This window comes from Streptomyces sp. NPDC033165, from assembly GCF_055577965.1.
Map to the genome: position 1 here is coordinate 513284 of NZ_JBVIPK010000004.1, position 21733 is coordinate 535016.

Below are 21733 nucleotides of genomic sequence, written 5' to 3' on the forward strand. Positions count from 1 at the left end.
AGCCCGACTCCACCAATCCCGAGCAGGAGCACTCAATGCCTCGTATGACCGCTGCCCGAGCGGCAGTTGAGATCCTCAAGCGTGAAGGCGTCAGCAACGCGTTCGGTGTGCCGGGTGCGGCGATCAACCCCTTCTACGCGGCCCTCAAGGCCTCCGGCGGGGTGCAGCACACGCTGGCCCGGCACGTCGAGGGCGCCTCCCACATGGCGGAGGGCTACACCCGGGCCAAGGCGGGCAACATCGGCGTCTGCATCGGTACGTCGGGCCCGGCGGGCACCGACATGATCACCGGTCTGTACTCCGCCATCGCCGACTCCATCCCGATCCTGTGCATCACCGGCCAGGCCCCGACGGCCGTCCTGCACAAGGAGGACTTCCAGGCCGTCGACATCGCCTCGATCGCCAAGCCGGTCACCAAGGCGGCCACCACCGTCCTGGAGGCGGCGCAGGTCCCCGGTGTCTTCCAGCAGGCCTTCCACCTGATGCGCACCGGCCGCCCCGGCCCGGTCCTCATCGACCTGCCGATCGACGTCCAGCTCACCGAGATCGAGTTCGACCCCGAGCTGTACGAGCCCCTCCCGGTGCACAAGCCGGCCGCGTCCCGCAAGCAGATCGAGCGGGCCGTCGAACTGCTGAACGCCTCGGAGCGCCCGGTGCTCGTCGCGGGCGGCGGCATCATCAACGCCGACGCCTCCGAGCTCCTGGTCGAGTTCGCCGAGCTGACCGGCGTCCCCGTCATCCCGACCCTGATGGGCTGGGGCATCCTGCCCGACGACCACGAGCTGAACGCCGGCATGGTGGGCCTCCAGACCTCGCACCGCTACGGCAACGCGAACTTCCTGGAGTCCGACTTCGTCCTCGGCATCGGCAACCGCTGGGCCAACCGCCACACCGGCAAGCTGGACGTCTACACCCAGGGCCGCACCTTCGTCCACGTCGACATCGAGCCCACCCAGATCGGCAAGATCTTCGCCCCGGACCTGGGCATCGCCTCCGACGCCAAGGCCGCGCTGGAGCTCTTCGTCGAGGTGGCGCGCGAGCTGAAGGCCGCGGGCAGGCTGAAGGACCGCTCGGCCTGGGCCGCCTCCACGCAGGAGCGCAAGGCGACCCTCCAGCGCCGCACCCACTTCGACAACGTGCCGCTCAAGCCGCAGCGCGTGTACGAGGAGATGAACCGGGCGTTCGGCCCCGAGACCCGTTACGTCACCACCATCGGCCTCTCCCAGATCGCCGGCGCGCAGATGCTCCACGTCTACAAGCCGCGCCACTGGATCAACTGCGGCCAGGCGGGCCCCCTCGGCTGGACCATCCCGGCCGCCCTCGGTGTCGCCACCGCGGACCCGGAGGGCACGGTCGTCGCCCTCTCCGGCGACTACGACTTCCAGTTCATGCTGGAGGAGCTGGCCGTCGGCGCGCAGCACCGCATCCCGTACGTCCACGTCCTGGTGAACAACTCCTACCTGGGGCTCATCCGCCAGGCCCAGCGCAACTTCGACATCGACTTCCAGGTCAACCTGGAGTTCGAGAACCTCAACTCCCCGGAGCTGGGCGTCTACGGCGTCGACCACGTCAAGGTCGTCGAGGGCCTCGGCTGCAAGGCGATCCGGGTCACCGAGCCGGACCAGCTGCTGCCCGCCTTCGAGGAGGCGAAGAAGCTGGCCGCGGAGTTCCGGGTGCCGGTGGTCGTCGAGGCGATCCTGGAGCGGGTCACGAACATCGCGATGAGCGGCAGCGACATCGCGTCGGTCAACGAGTTCGAGGACATCGCCACGGACCCGTCCCACGCTCCGACCGCGATCCGCCCGCTGACGGTGTCCTGATCACCCGTCACCCCGGAACGAGGCCCCCGCACCGGAGAGGAATCCGGTGCGGGGGCCTCGCTGGGGGTACCGGCCGGCCTTCACGGTCAGGGAGTGTTCCCGCGCAAGCCCGCGTCCCGGGCCAGGAGCGCCGCCTGGACGCGGTTCTCGCAGTCCAGCTTGGACAGGATGCGGCTGACGTACGTCTTGATCGTGCCCTCGCTCATGTGCAGACGGCGGCCCGCGTCGGCGTTGGACAGGCCCTCGCCGAGCAACGCGAGGACGTCCAGCTCCCGCTCGGAGAGACGTTCCAGGCGGCGGCGGGCCTCACCGGCCCGGTGGGCGACGTCGCCGGACGCCACCAGGTCGACGACCTGACGGGTGGTGACCGGGGAGAGGTACGCCTCGCCGGCGGCCGCCGCGCGCACCGCGCGCAGGAGGTCCGGCGGCGCGGAGTCCTTGAGGAGGAAGCCCGCGCTGCCGCCGGTCAGCGCCCGCAGGACGTTCTCCCGCTCGCCGAACGTCGTCAGGATCAGCACCTGCGCCGAGGGCACGGTGCGGCGCAGCTCCGCCAGCGCCGTCAGACCGTCCATCACCGGCATCTGCAGGTCGAGCAGGACGACGTCCACCATCAGTTCCCGGGCCAGGCCGACGGCCTCCCGCCCGTCGGCCGCCTCCGCGACGACGTCGATGTCCTCCGCGGAGGAGAGGATCATGCGGATGCCTGCCCGGATGAGTGGTTCGTCGTCCGTGACGAGGACCCTGATCACTGTGCTCCTGAACATGTCGGGCCGCCCGTTCACGGGGCCGCGCCTCGGTCCTCCACCGCCGCGCCCGGCGGTGTGCTCATTCCTTGATCTCGAAGGCCTTCTTCTCCACCAGTCGGCCGTCCCGGAAGCAGAACCGGAAGACCGGAGACCTGTCCCAGCTGCTGCCCATCGCCGAGGAGTTGAGACTCAGGCAGGTCGCTCCCGCGGGCTCGGACGGCGCGCCCTTGTCCAGGCCGTCGGTGAGGAAGGAGTCACCGTGCGGAAGCCGGTCGCGGACCTCCGCCTCGGACATACCGACCTTCACGGCATCGTACTCCTCGGGTTCGATCATGGCCTTGTCGGCCTCCTTGAACAGGAAGTAGCCGCCCACCGCCACGGCGACCCCCAGCAGCAGCACGACGGCCACCGCCACTCCGCAGCCCACGGCCAGTCCCTTCCTCCGGTTGTCCCTGCTCATCGCTCTCGCCACGTCCTTCGCCAGGTCGGTCCTGTTGACCGCACCACTGTCGCCGAGGGCCGTCGCCCCGGACTGCTCGCGAAAGTCGCCCGTCCCCGCGACGAACGTCGTGTCGTACGCGCTGTCCGGGCCCGGGTCCTTGGGCAGGGTGTACGGCAGCACGGCGGCCAGCCGGAAGCCGCCCTCGTCCGTGGGTGCCGCGTGCACCATGCCGCCGACCAGGCGCAGCCGCTCCGTGAGTCCGGTCAGCCCGCGTCCGCCGCTCACCACCGTCCGGTGGCCGCGAGCCGCCGGGTGCGCCGACGACGGGCCGTTGGCCACCTCCACCACCAAGGAGTCCGGTTCGTAGCGCAGTTCCACGGTGACCGCCGCGCCGGGCGCGTGCTTGAGCACGTTGGTCAACCCCTCCTGCACCGCCCGGTACGCCGCGTGGTCGGCGGCCGGAGGCAGCGGCCGGGGTTCGCCCGTACGCAGGAGCCGCACCGCCGTTCCGGCCGCGCGCGAGGCATCCGTCAGACGCTCGATGCCCTCGACCCCACGGCCGCCTTCCGCATCGGGCAGCCGTGGCACGCCCTTCCGGGCCTCCTCCGCACCGGCCGTCCCCGAGTCCGGTTCCACGCCGTCCCGGAGCAGGCCGACCACCTCCCGCAGCTCCCGCATCGCCGCGACCGACGCCTCGCGCAGGACGCCCACGGACTCCCGGTGCCGCTCGGTCAGCTCGGCGTCCACCTCCAGGGCGCCGGCCCGCACCGAGATCAGGGCGAGCTGATGGCCGAGACTGTCGTGCATGTCGCGCGCGATGCGCTGCCGCTCCCGCAACCGCGCCTCATTGGCGATCATGTGGTTCTCGCGGACGATCTGGGCGCGGTACTCGTGCAGCGTGTCGGCGAGGGTGCGGCGCTGCGCCCAGTAGCGGCCGGCGAAGGCCGGGCCGGCGATGACGATGAGCAGGGTCAGGAAGGCGAAGACCGCGTACAGCCCGGAGAAGTGCGGCAGCGAGTCCGCCACCGCCTCGCCGAGCTGGACCGCGAGAGCCAGGGTGACGGCGACGGCGGCCCGCACCAGCGAGTCGACACGGCGTCCCACCGACCAGGCAGCGATCGGCAGGAGCACGTTGAATCCGTCCAGCGGCAGCGCGGCGACGGCGGCGGTCAGGAGCACCGAGGCGGGCAGCACGCGGCGGAGCAGGCCGAGCGCCGCGACGCCGATCCCGCAGGCCACGGCGATGACGGCGCCGTGGTGGAGCACGGTGAAGGCCCAGCCCAGAAGCGCCAGCACCAAGGCGAGAAGCGCCTCGCCCGCCATCCGCCGACGGCTCCACAGCGCCGGGTCGCGCAGGGCACGGCCCACCTGGAGCAGGCGTCGCGGTGCGGCCCTGAGCCGCGCCGTGACGCTCTTGTCCGCCGCCTTCATCGGGTCCCTCTGCCGCACACGAGTCACGCCGCCACGCTAGAGGGCGCCCCGGCGGAGTGCTGCACCCGTTCGTCACCGTCGCGTACGACGAAAGTCAACTCGGCCGCCCCAGCCTGCTGAGCGTGCGAGTGCGGACCCGCACCACCTCAAGCGCCGGGCGGGCTGAGGTGGTGCGGGCGCGCCGAAAAGGGCGCGCAGTGCGGGACCGTATCCGCACTTCGCGCCCTCGTTCGTGGGTGACAGGGACCGCGGCGGCGGCGATCGGCCCCGGGTGTGGGCGTCTCCTTCAGGTCAGAAGACGGTCCCCGGAACCTTCACCACCGCACTGGCATCGCACAGCCGCCGCGGCCTCGTCGTCCTGCCCGTGCCGCGCGGCACCCCTCATCCGGGTGCGCGGTACGGGCAGGGGCCTGTATGAGAGGCTCAGTCCTCGCGCAGGGCGCGGACGGCCTCCTCCACGCGCTTGCCGTAGTCGGCGTCGGCGGCGTGGAAGTGGGCGAGGTTCTTCTCGATCACGTCGTCGCGGGTGACCTGCGAGAGGCCTCCGGCGATGTTCGCGACCAGGCGGCCCTTCTCGTCCTCGGACATGAGCCGGTAGAGCTCGCCCGCCTGGAAGAAGTCGTCGTCCTTGGCGTGGGCGGCCGTCTCGTACGTGCCCGTCCAGCCGTGGATCGCGAGCGGTGCGGCGAGCGCCGCGTCGGTCTGCGCCGGACCGGAGTACGAGTTGGGCTCGTAGTTCTTGTCGTGGCGCGAGCCGTTGCGGGTCGCGTGCAGCCCGTCGCGGCCGTAGTTGTCGGCCTGCGTCGCCTTGGGGGCGTTCACCGGCAGCTGGGTGTGGTTGACGCCCAGGCGGTAGCGGTGCGCGTCCGCGTAGGCGAACAGCCGGCCCTGGAGCATCTTGTCCGGGGACGGGCCGATGCCGGGCACGAAGTTGTTCGGGGAGAACGCGGCCTGCTCGACCTCGGCGAACACGTTGTCCGGGTTGCGGTCCAGGACCAGGCGGCCGACCCGCTGGAGCGGGTAGTCGCTGTGCGGCCACACCTTGGTGAGGTCGAACGGGTTGAACCGGTAGTCCGCGGCCTCGGCGGCGGGCATCACCTGGACGTACAGCGTCCAGGACGGGTTCACGCCTCGCTCGATGGCCTGGAGCAGGTCCGTCTGGTGCGAGTTGGCGTCCTTGCCGACCAGCTCGGCGGCCTGCTCGGCGGAGAGGGAGCGCACGCCCTGGTTGGTCTTGAAGTGGTACTTGACGAAGAAGGCCTCGCCCTCGGCGTTCGTCCACTGGTAGGTGTGCGAGCCGTAGCCGTTCATGTGACGGTACGAGGCGGGGATGCCGCGGTCGCCCATCAGCCAGGTGATCTGGTGCGTCGCCTCGGGGGCGTGCGCCCAGAAGTCCCAGACGTTGTCCGGCTCCTGCTTCCCGGTGAACGGGTCGCGCTTCTGCGAGTGGATGAAGTCGGGGAACTTGATCGGGTCCTTGATGAAGAACACCGGGGTGTTGTTGCCGACCAGGTCGTAATTGCCCTCGTCCGTGTAGAACTTGAGGGCGAAGCCGCGCGGGTCGCGGACCGCGTCCGCGCCGCCGAGCGAGTCGGCGACGGTGGAGAAGCGGAGGAACGTCTCGGTGCGTTTGCCGACCGAGGAGAGGAAGTCTGCGCGGGTGAAGCCGGTGACGTCGTCGGTGACCTCGAAGTAGCCGTACGCGCCGGAGCCGCGGGCGTGGACCACGCGCTCCGGGATGCGCTCACGGTTGAAGCGGGCGAGCTTCTCCAGGAGGTGCTGGTCCTGGAGCAGGATCGGTCCACCGACACCGGCGGTGGCGGAGTTCTGGTTGTCGGCGACCGGGGCGCCTGACTCGGTCGTGAGCACACGCTTAGCCATGTGGCGGGGTGACCTTTCGTACGAGCTGCTGACGGCTTGAGGAGCGTAGATTCGCCGCGAAGCAACGTCAACAGTTTGTTGAAATCGAAGTTTGTGGTTCCGGGCCGCGGCAGCGCCTGGGCGCGACAGGACAGGTGTCAGCGCCACCGCGGCCCGGAGTTGTGGGGGCCCGTCGTGCGGGCCGTGGCCCCGGGGGGCGGACCGGCGATCGTGGCCGGTCGCCCCCTCACGGGGCCGGAGGCGTTCAGACCTGGGAGCCGGACAGCCGCTCGACCGAGCGGAGCAGCGCCGAGTGGTCCAGGCCGCCGTCGCCCTGGGCGCGCAGCGAGGCGACCAGCTGGGAGACCACCGCGCCGACGGGCAGGGCCGCGCCGACGTTGCGGGCGGCGTCGGTCACGATGCCCATGTCCTTGTGGTGCAGGTCGATCCGGAAGCCGGGGGCGAAGTCCCGCTTCAGGAAGTTGTCCTTCTTGCGGGTCAGTACGGTCGAACCGGCCAGACCGCCGTTGAGGACGTCCAGCGCGGCGGCGAGGTCCACGCCGGACTTCTCCAGGAAGACCACGGCCTCGGCGCACGCCTGGATGTTGACGGCGACGATCAGCTGGTTGGCGGCCTTCACCGTCTGGCCGGAGCCGTGCGGGCCGCAGAGCACGATCGTCCTGCCGAGCGCCTCCAGGAGGGGCTTCGCGGTGTCGAAGTCCGCCTGCTCACCGCCGACCATGATGGACAGGACCGCCTCGATGGCACCGGCCTCGCCGCCGGAGACCGGCGCGTCCAGGACCCGGATGCCCTTGTCGGCCGCGTTCTTGGCGAGGTCCACCGAGGTCTGCGGGGTGATGGAGGACATGTCCACCAGCAGCGCGCCGCGCTTGGCGTTCTCCAGGATGCCGTCGGGGCCGTACGCGATGGCCTCGACCTGCGGGGAAGCGGGCACCATCGTGATGACGACGTCGGCGTCCCCGACCGCGTCCGCGATCGAGGCGGCGCCGGTGCCGCCGGCCGCGACCAGCCGGTCGATCTTGTCCTGCTCCAGGGTGTATCCGGTGACGGAGTAACCGGCCTTGATCAGGTTCTCCGACATGGGGGAGCCCATGATGCCGAGACCGATCCACGCAACCTTGGGGAGGTTGTTGCTCATGAGGGTGCCTTCCTGAAAAACGTGTGTACGTAAGGGGGGTTGGGCTCACCTGCCGGTGGACCCGGCCCGCCCGCGGCCGCTCAGCGGGCCGCTCGGGCCGACGCCGGGAGCCAGTCGAAGGAGTCGGCGCTCGGGCGGTCGCCCGGCTTGTACTCCAGGCCGACCCAGCCCGTGTAGCCGGCGTCCTTCAGCTCGTCGAGCAGCCGCTCCAGCGGGAGCGAGCCGGTGCCCGGCGCGCCGCGGCCCGGGTTGTCGGCGATCTGGACGTGACCGGTCTTCGCGGCGTACGCCTTGATGACCTGGCTCAGGTCCTCACCGTTCATCGAGAGGTGGTACAGGTCCAGCAGGAACTTCGCGTTCCCGAGGCCCGTCGCCGCGTTGACCTTGTCGACGACCTCGATCGCGGCCGGTGCGCTGACCAGCGGATAGAGCGGCGACTCCGGCTTGTTCAGGGTCTCGACGAGGAGGATCGCCCCGATGCGGTCGGCCGCGCGGGCCGCCAGCACCAGGTTCTCCAGGGCGAGCGCGTCCTGCACCACCGGGTCCGCGCCCTCGACGCGGTTGCCGTACAGCGCGTTGAGCGCCTTGCAGCCGACCGAGGCGGCGAAGTCGGCCGCCACCTCGATGTTGGCCCGGAAGCGGTCCGACTCCGCGCCGGGCACGGAGAGCGCGCCGCGGTCGGGGCCGGGCAGCTGTCCGGCGTAGAAGTTCAGCCCCACCAGCTGGGTGCCGGCGTCGTCGAGCGCCTTCTTGAGGGCGTCGAGCTCCGCCTGCGGCGGGGTGGGGGTCTCGATCCAGGGCCACCACAGCTCGACCGCAGTGAAGCCCGCCGCGGCGGCTGCCGCGGGACGCTCCAGGAGCGGGAGTTCCGTGAAGAGGATCGAAAGGTTCACATCGAAGCGCTGGTCCGGGTATCCCATGAGGATTTCGGCGCTCCTTCCGTATTGCGGAAGTTAGTTTCTGCTTAACGGAAGATTGCCCGCAGGGCGGCGGGGCTGTCAAGGGGGTGCCGCGAAATTCGCCCCGGTCGGCGGCGTGCGGAACCGGTCGCCGGGGCGCCTTCCGCCGCCGGTCCGTCGCGCCCGCCCGGTCTCCGGCCGCTGTGCGACGGGTGCGGCCGGACGCCCCAGGCGCACACCGGGAGCGGGTCCGCTCCAGCGGCTACAGTCGTGGCCGAGCCGCGCGAGCCCGCACCCGCGGCGAGGACATCAGGGAGGCACAGTGCGCTTGAGGGTGGAATTCACCACCGAGCCCTTCGATCTCGACGAGGCGCCCGCCCACGCGGTGGTGGCCCGCGAGGTCATCCAGGGAGTCGAGCTCGACGCGGTGGACGTCGGCCCGTTCGGGAACACGGCGGAAGGGGGCGCGGACGAGGTGCTCACCGCCGTGGACTCCCTGCTGCGCCAGGCCCTGGCCTCGGGCGCCACCCGGGTCTCGCTCCAGGTCAACGTGATCGGGGAGGGTACGCCGTGACCGAATCCGCCGATCAGCCCCATGGGGTAGCCGGTCGCTCCTCCGGACCGGTCGATCACCCTCTGGTCTCCGCGGTCAAGCCGCTCGTCGACGCGATGGGCGCGGAGCTGCTGGGTCCCGAGCAGGCCCAGCCGGACGACGTGGTGCTCGCCTGGGAGGGCCGGGACGTCATAGCCGTGCGCCTGCCCCAGCTGTCCGACTCGCTGGACCACATCCTCGCCGCCATGGCCAGGCGGCACGGGATGCCGCTCGCCGACCTGGACCGCAAGGCCAAGCAGTCCGTCGTCCGGACCCTGGAGGCACGCGGTGCCTTCTCCGTACGGCATGGCGTGGAAACCGTGGCCGGAGCCCTGGGGGTTTCCCGGTTCACCGTGTACAACTACCTCAACCGGGAACTTTCACCCAAGGGTGAGTAGTCGGCCGAACACGCCGAACGCATAGGAAAGCCGCTGTCCGCATGCCGGGACGGCGGCTTTCTTCGTTCGCGAGATTTCAACAAAGTGTTGACGTCGTGTTGTGGAGGGCGTTAGCTATCCGCAGCCCGAACAACGCACAGCGAAAAACAGCCACGGAGGCTCCCGTGACTTCGAGCTCCACACCGGGCCTCACCCGGTTCAACGCCCTGGCGGTCGGCGAGGCCACTCCCGTACTCCACGAGGTGTGTGCCAGTGGGACCTGGGGAAGCACCATTCTCGCCGGGCGCCCGTACGCCACCGTGGAAGCCCTCCTCTCCGCGAGCGATGCCGCCATGGCCGAGCTCACCGCGGAGGATCTGGCCGAAGCGATGGCGGGCCACCCGCCGATCGGCCGCCCGAAGCCCGGCGACCCGACCTCCTCCCGCGAGCAGCGGGGGATGGCCGGCGCCTCCGAGGAGCTCAAGACCGAGATGCTCGAACTGAACCTGGCCTACCAGGAGCGGTTCGGGCATGTCTTCCTGATCTGCGCCACCGGCGCCACCGGTGAGCAGATGCGCGACGCGGTGAAGTCCCGGATCGGGAACTCGCCCGAGCAGGAGCAGGAGATCGTGCGCACCGAACTGGGCAAGATCAACCGCATCCGGCTGACCCGTCTCGTGGAGGAGACCCTCGCAGAGGGCGCTCCCGCACAGGACTCTTGAGATCTAGGAGAGTGACGGTCTTGAGTACCGACACGACCGCATCGGTGTCCACGCACATCCTGGACACCAGCATCGGCCGCCCCGCCGCTTCCGTCGCCGTATCGCTCGCCGCCCGCAGCGGCGGCGACGCGCCGTATGTGACGCTCGGCGCCTCGGCGACCGACGCGGACGGGCGTTGCAAGGACCTGCCGGCGCTGCCGGAGGGCACCACCCACGTGCGTCTCGACTTCGACACCGAGACGTACTTTTCCAAGAAGCAAGCCGAGGCGCAGCAGGACGCCCCCCGCGTAAGGGACAGCGGCGCGTTCTTCCCGGAAGTGACGATCGCGTTCGCGGTCGTCCCGGGCGAGCACTATCACGTACCGCTGCTGCTCAACCCGTTCGGCTACTCCGTTTACCGAGGGAGCTAGCACCGACATGCCCACGATTCTCGGCCAGAACCAGTACGGCAAAGCAGAGAACCGCGTCGTCAAGATCGTGCGGGACGGCGACACCCACCACATCAAGGACCTGAACGTCTCGGTCGCCCTCTCCGGCGACATGGACGACGTGCACTACTCCGGCTCCAACGCCAACGTCCTGCCGACCGACACCACCAAGAACACGGTGTTCGCGTTCGCCAAGGAGCACGGGATCGAGTCCGCCGAGCAGTTCGGCATCCACCTCGCCCGGCACTTCGTCTCCTCGCAGGAGCCGATCCACCGCGCCCGGATCCGGATAGAGGAGTACGCCTGGGAGCGCATCGCGACCTCCGACGGCAACTCCAGGTTCATCGGCGCCGACGACGTCAAGCACTCCTTCGCCCGCAAGGGCCAGGAGACCCGCGTATCCCAGATCACCTACGACGGTGAGAACTGGGAGGTCATCTCGGGCCTCAAGGACCTGACGGTGATGAACTCGACCAACTCCGAGTTCTGGGGCTACGTCAAGGACAAGTACACGACGCTGAAGGAGGCGTACGACCGCATCCTGGCGACCGACGTCTCCGCGCGCTGGCGCTACAACTGGACCAGCGACGAGCAGCGCATGCCGAACTGGGAGAAGTCCTACGAGCAGGCGCGCAAGCACATGCTCCAGGCCTTCGCCGAGACGTACTCCCTCTCGCTCCAGCAGACCCTGTACCAGATGGGTTCGCGCATCATCAACAGCCGCAGCGAGATCGACGAGATCCGCTTCTCGCTGCCGAACAACCACCACTTCCTGGTGGACCTCGAACCGTTCGGCCTCAAGAACGACAATGAGGTCTACTTCGCGGCGGACCGTCCCTACGGTCTGATCGAGGCCACCGTGCTCCGGGACGGCGTCGAGCCGAAGATCCCGGTCGACATGACCAACCTCTGACGCGGCACTGAACCGGCCCCCGTCCGCCCGCAGTCGGGCGGGGGCCGGTCATCCCGGAGGGAACACCCATGGCACAGCCTGCATCGGGGCCGGCAGAAGGCCCAGCCAGAACCTCACCGGCCACCACTGCCGACACGGCGGTTCACCCCGTCGACGAGAAGCTTCCTCCCGCGCGGCTCGTCCCCGCCGCGCTCCAGCACATCGCCGCCATGTACGCGGGCGTCGTCACCCCTCCGCTGATCATCGGCCAGGCCGTCGGCCTGGACGCCGCCGGAATGACCCGGCTCATCGCGGCGAGCCTCCTGATCGCGGGACTCGCCACCATCCTCCAGACGATCGGCCTCGGCCGCTTCGCCGGAAACCGCCTGCCGTTCGTCAACGCCGCCTCCTCCGCCGGTATCGCCCCGATGCTCGCCATCGCCGAGACCAGCGCCCCCGGGCACCAACTACCCGCGATCTACGGGGCGGTGCTCGTCGCCGGAGCATTCTGCCTGACCGTCGGACCGTTCTTCGGCAGGCTGCTGCGCTTCTTCCCGCCGCTCGTCACCGGCGTGGTCATCACCCTCATCGGCGTCACGCTCATGCCGGTCCCGGTCGCCTGGGCGCAGGGCGGCGACGCCACCGCCGCCGACTTCGGCGCCATGAAGTACCTGGCGCTGGCCGCCTTCACCCTCGTCGTCATCCTGCTCATCCAGCGCTTCGGGCGCGGCTTTCTCAAGCAAGTCGCCCTTCTGATGGGCATGTTCGTCGGCACGCTGGCCGCGATCCCGTTCGGACTCGCCGACTTCTCCGCGCTGAAGTCCGCCCCGCTCGCCGCCCTGCCGACCCCCTTCGCCTTCGGCGCGCCCGAGTTCCAGCCCGCCGCGATCCTCTCCCTCTGCATCGTCATGCTCGTCCTGATGACGGAGTCCTCCGCAGGCATGCTGGCCCTCGGCGAGATCTGCGAGCGCCGCACCGACGGCCGTACGATCACCCGGGGGCTGCGCACCGACGGCATCGCGACCCTGATCGGCCCGGTCTTCGGCTCCTTCCCCACCAGCGCCTTCGCCCAGAACGTCGGCGTCGTCTCGCTGACCCGGGTACGCAGCCGGTACGTGGTCGCGGCGGCCGGCGGCGCGCTCCTGATCCTCGGCGCCTTCCCGGTGCTCGGCGCGGTCGTCTCGCTCGTCCCGATGCCGGTGCTCGGCGGCGCGGGCATCGTCCTGTTCGGCTCCATCGCCGTGAGCGGCATCCGTACGCTCTCCGAGGCCGGACTCGACGACAGCTCCAACATCATCCTGGTCGCCGTCGCGCTCGGCGCGGGCATCATCCCGCTCGCCGCGCCCACCTTCTACGCCGGGTTCCCGGCCTGGGCGCAGACCGTCCTGGGCTCCGGAATCAGTGCGGGAGCGCTGGTCGCCGTCGTGCTCAACCTGTTCTTCCACCATCTCGGCACCCACAGCCGCACCGCTGTGGCACTCAAATCCTCCTAGGGTCCTGCCGTGCCCACATCGCCACAGAAAGAAGAAGGAAGCACCATGGCAGCTTCGGCAGACCCTCAGCGCATCATCATCGAGAACTGTTCGATCGCCACCGTCGACGCCAACGACACGGAGTACGCCTCCGGCTACATCGTCGTGGCGGGCAACCGCATCGAGTCCGTCGGCGCCGGCAAGGCACCGGAGGGCCTCGCCGGGGTCGTCCGGCGCATCGACGCCACCGGGCACCTCGCGACGCCCGGCCTGGTCAACACCCACCACCACTTCTACCAGTGGATCACCCGGGGCCTGGCCACCGACCACAACCTCTTCAACTGGCTCGTGGCCCTCTACCCGACCTGGGCGCGCATCGACGAGCCGATGGCCCGCGCCGCCGCGCAGGGCTCGCTGGCCATGCTGGCCCGGGGCGGCGTCACCACCGCCATGGACCACCACTACGTCTTCCCGAAGGGCTCCGGCGACCTGTCCGGTGCGATCATCGGGGCCGCCCGCGAGATGGGCGTACGGTTCACCCTCGCCCGGGGCTCCATGGACCGCAGCGAGAAGGACGGCGGCCTGCCGCCGGACTTCGCCGTCGAGACCCTGGAGGGCGCGCTCGCCGCCACCGAGGCGACGATCGACGCCCACCACGACGCCTCCTTCGACGCGATGACGCAGATCGCCGTCGCCCCCTGCTCGCCGTTCTCGGTCTCCACCGAGCTGATGCGCCAGGGTGCCGAGCTGGCCCGCCGCAAGAACGTCCGGCTGCACACCCACGGGTCGGAGACCGTCGAGGAGGAGCAGTTCTGCAAGGAACTGTTCGGGATGGGCCCGACCGACTACTTCGAGTCGACCGGCTGGCTCGGCAGCGACGTGTGGATGGCCCACTGCGTCCACATGAACGACTCGGACATCGCCGCCTTCGCCCGCACGGGTACGGGCGTCGCCCACTGCCCGTCCTCCAACGCCCGCCTCGCCGCGGGCATCGCCCGGGTCCCCGACATGCTCGCCGCGGGAGTTCCGGTCGGCCTCGGCGTGGACGGCACCGCCTCCAACGAGTCCGGCGAACTGCACACCGAGCTGCGCAACGCCCTGCTCATCAACCGCCTCGGCGCTCACCGCGAGGCCGCCCTGAACGCCCGTCAGGCCCTGCGCCTCGGGACCTTCGGCGGCGCCCAGGTCCTGGGCCGCGCCGACCAGATCGGCTCCCTGGAGGCCGGCAAGCTCGCCGACCTCGTCCTGTGGAAGCTGGACACCCTGGCCCACTCCTCGATCGCCGACCCGGTGACCGCGCTCGTCTTCGGCGCGGCCGCCCCGGTGACCCTCTCCCTCGTCGACGGCAAGCCGGTCGTCGAGGGCAACCACCTCACCACGGTGGACGAGGACGCCATCGCCCGTGTCACCCGCGACGAGGCCCGCCGCCTCGCGCAGATCGCCGCCGGGGCCTGACTCCGGCGGAACCCCCGAACCGCCGGGCAGCCACTGGTCCCCGGCGGAATCCCCGACCGGCCGGTCGAGGGGGACGGCCCGAGACCGGCCGCCGTGGACCCGAGCGGGGTCCACGGCAGCCGGTCCGGCGGACGCGCACCCCATGGTGCGCGCCCGCCGGACCGGTGAAGACCCCTGCCCGTACGCGCCCCCACCGCGCCGCCCGCCCGTAACAAGCGCACCACCTGCACCACCTGCACCACCTGCACCACCTGAGAGAGCCGCACCACCGCACTCCTACGCACCACCTCCCTGACACCCGCGTCGCCGACGACGTGTAACCGACCGGAGGAACCGCCGTGGCCGCCAAGCCCAGGTTTCACAAAGACGCAGATGCAGCCGCCGAAGCAGCGGACGATGCCGTCGCAGAGGCAGGAACCGACCGGAAGCATCCGGTCGACGAGACCCTCCCCCCACTGAAGATGTTCACCAGCGGCCTCCAGCACGTGGCCGCCATGTACGCGGGCGTGGTGGCCCCGCCGCTGATCGTGGGGCCGGCCGTCGGCCTCACCGCCGAGGAGACCGCCTTCCTGATGGGGGCGAGCCTGTTCACCGCGGGCATAGCCACCCTGCTCCAGACCATCGGCTTCTGGAAGGTCGGCGCCCGGCTGCCCTTCGTCAACGGCGTCTCGTTCGCCGGGGTCGCCCCGATGATCGCGATAGGCAAGGACCGGGGGCACGACGGGATAGCCGTGATCTTCGGCGCGATCATCGTCGCGAGCCTGCTCGGGTTCGTCCTCGCCCCGTACTTCGGGAAACTGGTCCGCTTCTTCCCGCCCGTCGTCACCGGCACGGTCATCACCCTGATCGGCGTCTCACTGCTGCCCGTCGCCTTCAACTGGTCCCAGGGCGGCAACGCCGCGGCGGACGACTACGGTTCGATGACCAACATCACCATGGCCGCCGTGACCCTGGTGATCGTGCTGGCCATGCGCAAGCTGCTCCGCGGCTTCCTCCAGCAGATCGCGATCCTGCTCGGCCTGATCATCGGCACCCTGATCGCCATCCCGGCGGGCATCACCGACTTCGGCGCCATCAGGAACGCCGATGTGGTCGGCTTCCCGACGCCGTTCGCCTTCGGCGGCCCCCAGTTCGAGATCGCGGCCATCATCTCCATGTGCATCGTGATGCTCGTCTGCATGACCGAGTCCACCGCGGACATGCTGGCCCTCGGCAAGATCGTCGGCCGTCCGGCCGACGAGCGGATCATCGAGGGCGGTCTGCGCGCCGACACCCTGGGCAGCGCCATCAGCCCGATCTTCAACGGTTTCATGTGCAGCGCCTTCGCCCAGAACGTCGGACTGGTCGCCATGACGAAGATCCGCAGCCGCTTCGTCGTCGCGGTCGGCGGCGGGATTCTGATCCTGCTCGGCCTGGTCCCGGTCGCGGCCTCGGTCATCGCCCTCGTACCGCTGCCGGTGCTCGGCGGCGCGGGCATCGTCCTCTTCGGCACGGTCGCGGCCAGCGGCATCCAGACCCTGGCCACCGCCGCCCTGGAGAAGGGCGAGAACGCGCTGATCGTCGCCGCCGCCGTCGGTATCGGCCTGATCCCGATCGCCGCGCCGCAGTTCTACCACGCCTTCCCCGAGGACCTGCTGGTCGTCCTCGACTCGGGCATCTCCACCGGCTGTGTGGTGGCGATCGTGCTGAACCTCGCCTTCAACCACTTCGGCCGCAGGCCCGACGCGGAGGACGAAGAACGGCACAGCGGGGAACACGTGGTCCCGGCGCCCGCCGGGGCGGGCGTCCACTGACGACATGACCGGTGGCCGACTCGGCGAGGGCCCCGCGCACGACGCGGGGCCCTCGGCCGTGTCCGACCCGGCTCTGCGACGGCCCCCCGGAGCCGCCCGCCGCCCGGCGGCTGTAGCGTCAGGGGCATGGAAGATCAGTCAGTGGTGGATGTCGGCGATGTACGCCTCGCGTACCGGACCTGGGGCGACTCGTACGGCTCGCCCGTCGTGCTGCTGCACGGCCTGGGCGGTTCGGCCGCGGACTGGGAGGCGGCCGGCTCCCTGCTGGGCCAGGAGTGGCGGGTCTTCGCTCTGGACCTGCGCGGCCACGGCGAGAGCGACTGGCCCGACGCGTACGACCTGGAGCTGATGGCCGAGGACGTCGTGGGGTTCCTCGACGAACTGGAGCTGGACCGGGTGGGCCTCGTCGGCCACGGCATGGGAGGCGTCGCCGCCCGGCTGCTGGCCCAGGAGCACTCGGACCGGGTGGAGCGGCTCGTGCTGGTGGAGACCCCGGCGCCGTTCCCCGGCGACCCGGGCCCGGCGGGGCGGCCCGAGGGCCCGGTGGACTACGACGAGAACGCGGTGGCGGCCGTACGGGACCAGCTCTCCGACCCGGGACCGGACGCCGCGGACGGCCTCGGCGACATCGTCGCCCCGACGCTGATCATCGGCGGCGGCCCGGAGAGCACGATGGAACAGCACCGCCAGGCCGACACGGCCTCCCTGATTCCGGACTGCCGGCTGATCACGGTCCCGGGCGGCCACCGGATGCACCAGACCCGCGCGGACCAGGTGGCCGCGCACATCACGGAGTTCTTCACCAGCTGAGGACCGGCCCCGCGGCGCTTCGCCGTCGCCCGCTCAGCCCTCCGGCCGCCAGTCCGGGCGGCGGCCGCTGAGGGCGATCACCCGGTCCAGCAGCGGGGCGCCGGCCGGCACCGCGACCGGCGGCCCGAAGATGCCCCCGCGGTCCGGGTCGTCCTCGTCCGGGGCGAGCAGCGCCTCGCAGGAGCGCAGCTCGGCCTCGCCCGCCTCGTACGGCTGACCCGTCGACCGGGCCAGGTCCCAGCCGTGGACGACGAGTTCGTCGAGCGCCACGGCCCCCGCCACCTCGCCGGGCAGGTCCACGCCGCCCGCCCTGGTCATGCCCGTCCAGGCATCGGGGGAGCGCCAGGCCGCCGCCACCTCCTCCAGACGCCTGGGCAGGACCTCCCGCCAGTCGTCGTCGAGGACGGGGAGCGCGCTGTCCGGGGCGACGGCCGTGCTGGGCCCGAGGTCCTTGCGGGCCGCGTCCCGGAAGGCGGCGGCGAGCATGGCGAGGTGGCCGAGCAGCTCACGCACCGCGTAGTCGGGGCAGGGGGTGGGTGCGTCCAGGCGGGCGTCGTCGACCGCGCTGAGCAGGCCCGCGATCCGCCTGGCGGCCGGTCCCAGGTCCGGGGCCGAAGCGGTGCCGGACACAGAAGTCTCATGCGTATCCATGCAGGGCAGACTCCGTCGCCGCCGGAAACTCATCGGCGCGCACACCGCCGGACAGCGGAAGGTTCCCCGGCCCGACCCTTGTCGGCGGCCCCCACACCATGCCATACAGGTCTGGACCATTGCTGTCCGGATGGAAGGCACCCCCGTGCAACGCCCCCACATATCTGCCGCGTTGACCTGTTCCGCCGTCCTGCTCCTCGCCACCCTCACCGCGTGCGGCGGCACCGCCGACGCCGACACCCAGCGGCCCAGCGCCCCGGAGGGCGTGACCGCGCAGGCCAGCAGCTCCACCTCGGTGCACGTGATGTGGGAGCCCGCCACCGACGACAGGGAGATCGCCGGATACGAGGTCTATCAAGGAAAGACCAAGGTCAAGGCCGTCCCCGCGGCCAAGCGCATGATCGACGTCGACGGGCTGACCGCCTCGACGGACTACACCTTCACCGTCCGGTCCAAGGACACCGCCGGGAACCTCTCCGCCCCCAGCGCCGCCATCCCCGTCACCACCCGGGCCACCCCGCCCGAGGACGAGGCGCCCCCCACCGTCCCCGCGAAGCTGACCGGAAGGGCCGACGGCAGCCACGCGGCCACCCTGACCTGGCAGGCGGCCAAGGACGACGTCGGCGTCACCTCGTACGACGTCTACCAGGAGGACTCCCGCATCCACAGCGTGCCGGGCGACGCGACGACCGCGAAGCTGACCGGCCTGCGCCCCGGAACCGTCTACAGCTTCACCGTGCGGGCCCGCGACGCCTCCGACAAGTCCTCGCCCGACAGCAACACCGCCGACCTCACCACCGCCTCGGCCCCCGGCGCCCCCGCGAGCACCGCCCCCACCGGGCTGCGCACCGAGATCGGCAAGGAGGGTGCGGAGTTCACCGTCGACCTCTCCTGGGACCAGCCGGAGACGGGCGGGGCGGTACCGGCCTACGAGCTGTATCTGAACGGCAGGCTCACCACCATCATCGTCTGGGGCGGTACGCCGCCGAAGGGCCGGGCCGCCTACCGGCTGAACCTCGCGGACCCTCCCGGCACCCGGTACTCCATGAAGCTCCGGGCCAAGCTGCCGGACGGCAAGTGGGGCGACTTCTCGGCCCAGCGCACGGTCGTCCTGGCCGACTGACGCGGGTCGGCGCTCCGGCTGCCGCAGGCATGCGGTGATCCGCCCCTTATGGTCCATTGATCCCAGAAGGGCCAGAAGACCGAGGGATCGAAGGGGCTGAACCATGGACCTGGGAGACGACCTGCGTACGCGGGCCGACGCGCTGATGGACGGTCTCGTCGCCGACCTGGAACGGCTGACGGCCATCCCGTCCATCGCCTTCCCCGGCTTCCCGCCCGAGCCCGTGCGGCAGGCCCACGACCTCCTCGTGGAGCTGCTGCGGGGCGCGGGCGTGGAGCACGTGGAGCGGCTGGACCTGCCCGACACCGCACCGGTCGTCATCGCGGAGGTCCCGCCGCCGGCCGCCGGAGCGCCGACGGTCCTGCTCTACGGCCACTACGACGTACAGCCGCCCGGCGACGAGGCGCTGTGGCTCTCCCCGCCCTTCGAGCCCACGCCCGTCGAAGGCGGTCTGCGGGCCCGGGGCATCGCCGACGACAAGTCCAACATCATCGTCCACCTGGGCGTACTCCGCGCCTACGAGGGGCGTCCTCCGGTCGGCCTGAAGATCGTCCTGGAGGGCCAGGAGGAGTACGGGAGCGCCTTCGACGACTACCCGCCCACCGATCCGGACCGCTTCGCCTGCGACGCGATGGTCATCGCGGACATGGGCAACCTCCGCCCCGGCAGCCCCACCCTCACCACCGGCCTGCGCGGCGCCGCGGAGGTCGTCGTCGAGGTCCGCACGCTCGCCGAGCCCCGGCACAGCGGCGAGTTCGGCGGAGCCGCCCCCGACGCCCTGCTCGCCCTCCTCAAAGCGCTGGCCACCCTCCACGACGTCCACGGTGACGTCGCCGTCGAGGGCCTGCGCCGCGACGACTGGAGGGGTACCACCTATACGGAGGAAGAATTCCGCTCCCTCGCCGGAGTCCAGGAGGGCGTGCCCCTCATCGGCTCCGGCAGCCTCGGTGAACGCCTCTGGAGCGGCCCGGCCATCACCGTCATCGGGATCGACGCCCCGAGCGTCGACCACGCGGCCTCCGCCGTCGTCCCGTACGCCCGCGCCAAGCTGAACCTGCGCTTCCACCCCGAGCAGGACCCGAGACAGGCACGCGACCTGCTCGTCACCCATCTGGAGTCCCTGCGCCCGTTCGGTATCCCGCTCACCGTCACCCCCGGCGACACGGGCCCCGGATTCGAACCCGCGACCGACGGACCGGCCTACCGCGCGGCCCTCACGGCACTGCGGGAGGGCTGGGGGAGCGAGCCGTCCTTCGTCGCGAGCGGCGGCTCGATCCCGCTGGTCAACGGCCTGGCCAAGGCGGTCCCGAACGCCGAGGTGCTCCTCTTCGGAGCCCAGGACAGCATGTGCAACCTGCACGCCCCCAACGAACGCGTCCTCTTCTCGGAGCTGCGGTCGGCGGTGATCGCGGAGGCCGCGTTCCTGAGGGAGTACGCGGCGACGTACGCCTCCCGCACCCGGGGGAGCACCGCATGAGCAGCGCCGCCGACACGAAACCGGCTCCGGAGGAGGAGCCCCCGGCCGGGCCGAAGTTCACCTTTCCCAGCGCCCTCACGATCCTCGCCGTCGTCACGCTCGCCGTCTGGGCCCTGGCCTTCCTCGTCCCGCCCGGCGCCTACGACCGCGACGAGGACGGCGCCCCGGTCCAGGGCACGTACCACCGCGTCGACTCCGACCAGAGCTTCGTCGACCGCCTGAACGACCTCTTCCTCTCCCCGGTCAACGGCCTCTACGGCGTCCAGGACGCGCAGACGGGCCAGGTGGGCCCGGATCTGGCGGGCGAACTGTACGGCAGCGCGGGCGTGTTCCTGTTCGTGCTCGCCATCGGCGCGTTCATCACGGTGGTGTTCGCCACCGGAGCCCTGGACCGGGGCATCGGCCGCCTCGCCCACCGGCTGCGCGACCGGGGCGCGCTGCTCATCGCCGGGGTGATGCTGGTCTTCGCGCTGCTCGGTACGGTCGAGGGCTTCGCGGAGGAGACGCTCGGCTTCTACGGCCTGATCATCCCCCTGATGCTGGCCCTCGGCTACGACCGCATGGTGGCCACCGGCACGATCATCCTCGGTGCGGGCGTCGGGGTGCTCTGCTCCACGGTCAACCCCTTCGCCACCGGCGTCGCCTCGTCCGCCGCGGACATCTCGCTCGGCGACGGCATCGTGCTGCGCGCGATCATGTGGGTGGTGCTCACCGCGGTGACGATCGCCTACGTCATCCGGTACGCCAACCGCGTACGCAGGAACCCCGAACGCTCGCTCTCCGGCTTCCTCCCCGGCGACCGCGACCACAACGCGGCGGACGCGGCGGAGCCCCCGGAGCTGACCCGGCTCCACCAGATCATCCTGATCCTGGTCACCCTGGTCTTCACCTTCATGATCTTCTCGGTCGTCCCCTGGTCCAGCGCCCTCACCGGCGACGCCGACGCCACGCCGTACGGCTTCGAACTCGGCTGGTCCTTCCCGCAACTGGCCGCCCTGTTCCTGGTCGCGGCGGTCCTCGTGGGCGTCGTCGCCCGGTTCGGCGAGCAGAAGCTCAGCGCGACCGTCATCCAGGGCGCGGCCGACTTCATCTCCCCGGCGCTCGTCATCGTCCTCGCCCGTGGCGTCACGGTCATCATGAACAACTCGCAGATCACCGACACCGTGCTGCACTCCATCGAGGGCGTGGTCTCGGGGACCTCCTCGGCGCTCTTCGCGGTCTACGTCTTCCTCGTCAACCTGCCGCTCGCCTTCCTCATCCCCTCCACCTCCGGGCACGCCACCCTCGCGATGCCGATCCTGGCCCCCCTGGCCGACTTCGCGGGCGTCTCCCGCGCGGTGGTCGTGACGGCCTGGCAGGCGGCCAGCGGCTGGATGAACCTCTGGGTCCCGACGACGGCGGTCACCATCGGCGGGGTGGCCCTGGCCAAGATCGGCTACGACAGGTACCTGCGCTTCGTCTGGCCGCTGCTGGCGATCCTGGCCGCCTTGATCTGCGGGTTCGTGGCGCTGGGGGCGGTGTGGACCTGAGAGGTCTCGCCTACTCTGGATCACCGGTCGTGGTACGTGAAGGGCGGGGAGATGC

General features: G+C 70.9%; 19 protein-coding genes. 13 read left to right on the top strand and 6 right to left on the bottom strand.

Annotation, left to right across the window (positions count from 1 at the left end):
* Positions 1-35: 35 nt before the first annotated feature.
* Positions 36-1820, top strand: a complete 1785-nt coding sequence (gene gcl, locus ACZ5WC_RS13410) for a glyoxylate carboligase (protein ID WP_468540912.1) — start codon at positions 36-38, stop codon at positions 1818-1820.
* Positions 1821-1906: 86 nt separating this feature from the next.
* Here gcl and ACZ5WC_RS13415 read toward each other — a convergent pair whose 3' ends face one another.
* The 5 genes from ACZ5WC_RS13415 to ACZ5WC_RS13435 form a co-directional block, all read right to left on the bottom strand.
* Positions 1907-2569 carry a response regulator transcription factor gene (locus ACZ5WC_RS13415; protein WP_468540983.1) on the bottom strand — a complete coding sequence of 221 codons (663 nt, stop codon included), beginning with the start codon at positions 2567-2569 and terminating at the stop codon, positions 1907-1909.
* Positions 2570-2645: 76 nt separating this feature from the next.
* A complete protein-coding gene (locus ACZ5WC_RS13420) occupies positions 2646-4466 on the bottom strand; it encodes a sensor histidine kinase (protein WP_468540913.1) in 1821 nt (606 codons plus the stop codon).
* A gap of 396 nt (positions 4467-4862) precedes the next feature.
* The gene (locus ACZ5WC_RS13425) at positions 4863-6320 is read right to left on the bottom strand and encodes a catalase (protein ID WP_468540914.1); all 1458 of its coding nucleotides are present in this window, start codon (positions 6318-6320) and stop codon (positions 4863-4865) included.
* Between the two features lie 244 nt (positions 6321-6564).
* Positions 6565-7458, bottom strand: coding sequence for a 2-hydroxy-3-oxopropionate reductase (locus ACZ5WC_RS13430; RefSeq protein WP_468540915.1), 894 nt, complete (start codon positions 7456-7458; stop codon positions 6565-6567).
* A gap of 80 nt (positions 7459-7538) precedes the next feature.
* Positions 7539-8378, bottom strand: a complete 840-nt coding sequence (locus tag ACZ5WC_RS13435) for a TIM barrel protein (RefSeq protein ID WP_468540916.1) — start codon at positions 8376-8378, stop codon at positions 7539-7541.
* Between the two features lie 301 nt (positions 8379-8679).
* Here ACZ5WC_RS13435 and ACZ5WC_RS13440 point away from each other — a divergent pair, with 301 nt between their 5' ends.
* From ACZ5WC_RS13440 to ACZ5WC_RS13480, 9 genes are all read left to right on the top strand, one after another.
* Positions 8680-8931, top strand: a complete 252-nt coding sequence (locus ACZ5WC_RS13440) for a YkoF family thiamine-binding protein (protein WP_468540917.1) — start codon at positions 8680-8682, stop codon at positions 8929-8931.
* A complete protein-coding gene (locus ACZ5WC_RS13445; protein ID WP_468540918.1) occupies positions 8928-9347 on the top strand; it encodes a helix-turn-helix domain-containing protein in 420 nt (139 codons plus the stop codon). Before ACZ5WC_RS13440 ends, ACZ5WC_RS13445 begins: the two co-directional genes overlap by 4 nt.
* Positions 9348-9511: 164 nt before the next feature.
* Positions 9512-10048, top strand: coding sequence for a 2-oxo-4-hydroxy-4-carboxy-5-ureidoimidazoline decarboxylase (gene uraD / locus ACZ5WC_RS13450; protein WP_468540919.1), 537 nt, complete (start codon positions 9512-9514; stop codon positions 10046-10048).
* A 20-nt stretch (positions 10049-10068) separates the two neighbouring features.
* Complete coding sequence (uraH, locus tag ACZ5WC_RS13455; protein WP_073881777.1) at positions 10069-10458, top strand: hydroxyisourate hydrolase; 390 nt, start codon at positions 10069-10071, stop codon at positions 10456-10458.
* A gap of 7 nt (positions 10459-10465) precedes the next feature.
* Complete coding sequence (gene pucL / locus ACZ5WC_RS13460; protein WP_468540920.1) at positions 10466-11389, top strand: factor-independent urate hydroxylase; 924 nt, start codon at positions 10466-10468, stop codon at positions 11387-11389.
* Positions 11390-11457: 68 nt separating this feature from the next.
* Positions 11458-12861, top strand: a complete 1404-nt coding sequence (locus ACZ5WC_RS13465; protein WP_468540921.1) for a nucleobase:cation symporter-2 family protein — start codon at positions 11458-11460, stop codon at positions 12859-12861.
* A 45-nt stretch (positions 12862-12906) separates the two neighbouring features.
* Entirely contained in the window at positions 12907-14295 is a 1389-nt protein-coding gene (locus tag ACZ5WC_RS13470) for an 8-oxoguanine deaminase (RefSeq protein WP_311122120.1), read from the top strand.
* 338 nt (positions 14296-14633) lie between these two features.
* A complete protein-coding gene (locus ACZ5WC_RS13475) occupies positions 14634-16088 on the top strand; it encodes a nucleobase:cation symporter-2 family protein (RefSeq protein ID WP_468540922.1) in 1455 nt (484 codons plus the stop codon).
* 126 nt (positions 16089-16214) lie between these two features.
* Complete coding sequence (locus tag ACZ5WC_RS13480; RefSeq protein WP_468540923.1) at positions 16215-16898, top strand: alpha/beta fold hydrolase; 684 nt, start codon at positions 16215-16217, stop codon at positions 16896-16898.
* Positions 16899-16931: 33 nt separating this feature from the next.
* On the opposite strand, the gene ACZ5WC_RS13485 is transcribed toward ACZ5WC_RS13480, so the two are convergent.
* A complete protein-coding gene (locus ACZ5WC_RS13485) occupies positions 16932-17549 on the bottom strand; it encodes a TIGR03086 family metal-binding protein (RefSeq protein ID WP_468540924.1) in 618 nt (205 codons plus the stop codon).
* Between the two features lie 130 nt (positions 17550-17679).
* Here ACZ5WC_RS13485 and ACZ5WC_RS13490 point away from each other — a divergent pair, with 130 nt between their 5' ends.
* The 3 genes from ACZ5WC_RS13490 (at position 17680) to ACZ5WC_RS13500 (ending at position 21678) form a co-directional block, all read left to right on the top strand.
* On the top strand, positions 17680-18672 hold the full coding sequence (locus tag ACZ5WC_RS13490) for a fibronectin type III domain-containing protein (RefSeq protein ID WP_468540925.1): 993 nt from the start codon (positions 17680-17682) through the stop codon (positions 18670-18672).
* A gap of 103 nt (positions 18673-18775) precedes the next feature.
* Positions 18776-20149, top strand: coding sequence for a M20/M25/M40 family metallo-hydrolase (locus ACZ5WC_RS13495; RefSeq protein ID WP_468540926.1), 1374 nt, complete (start codon positions 18776-18778; stop codon positions 20147-20149).
* Positions 20146-21678 carry a YfcC family protein gene (locus ACZ5WC_RS13500; RefSeq protein ID WP_096625431.1) on the top strand — a complete coding sequence of 511 codons (1533 nt, stop codon included), beginning with the start codon at positions 20146-20148 and terminating at the stop codon, positions 21676-21678. Before ACZ5WC_RS13495 ends, ACZ5WC_RS13500 begins: the two co-directional genes overlap by 4 nt.
* Positions 21679-21733 lie beyond the last annotated feature (55 nt).

What these genes read in the sequence shown, in the direction of transcription:
- gcl (WP_468540912.1), top strand. Translation starts at nt 36, where the DNA reads ATGCCTCGTATGACCGCTGCCCGAGCGGCAGTTGAGATCCTCAAGCGT.
- ACZ5WC_RS13425 (WP_468540914.1), bottom strand. Translation starts at nt 6,320, where the DNA reads ATGGCTAAGCGTGTGCTCACGACCGAGTCAGGCGCCCCGGTCGCCGAC.
- ACZ5WC_RS13430 (WP_468540915.1), bottom strand. Translation starts at nt 7,458, where the DNA reads ATGAGCAACAACCTCCCCAAGGTTGCGTGGATCGGTCTCGGCATCATG.
- ACZ5WC_RS13435 (WP_468540916.1), bottom strand. Translation starts at nt 8,378, where the DNA reads ATGGGATACCCGGACCAGCGCTTCGATGTGAACCTTTCGATCCTCTTC.
- pucL (WP_468540920.1), top strand. Translation starts at nt 10,466, where the DNA reads ATGCCCACGATTCTCGGCCAGAACCAGTACGGCAAAGCAGAGAACCGC.
- ACZ5WC_RS13465 (WP_468540921.1), top strand. Translation starts at nt 11,458, where the DNA reads ATGGCACAGCCTGCATCGGGGCCGGCAGAAGGCCCAGCCAGAACCTCA.
- ACZ5WC_RS13470 (WP_311122120.1), top strand. Translation starts at nt 12,907, where the DNA reads ATGGCAGCTTCGGCAGACCCTCAGCGCATCATCATCGAGAACTGTTCG.
- ACZ5WC_RS13480 (WP_468540923.1), top strand. Translation starts at nt 16,215, where the DNA reads ATGGAAGATCAGTCAGTGGTGGATGTCGGCGATGTACGCCTCGCGTAC.
- ACZ5WC_RS13485 (WP_468540924.1), bottom strand. Translation starts at nt 17,549, where the DNA reads ATGGATACGCATGAGACTTCTGTGTCCGGCACCGCTTCGGCCCCGGAC.
- ACZ5WC_RS13490 (WP_468540925.1), top strand. Translation starts at nt 17,680, where the DNA reads ATGGAAGGCACCCCCGTGCAACGCCCCCACATATCTGCCGCGTTGACC.
- ACZ5WC_RS13495 (WP_468540926.1), top strand. Translation starts at nt 18,776, where the DNA reads ATGGACCTGGGAGACGACCTGCGTACGCGGGCCGACGCGCTGATGGAC.
- ACZ5WC_RS13500 (WP_096625431.1), top strand. Translation starts at nt 20,146, where the DNA reads ATGAGCAGCGCCGCCGACACGAAACCGGCTCCGGAGGAGGAGCCCCCG.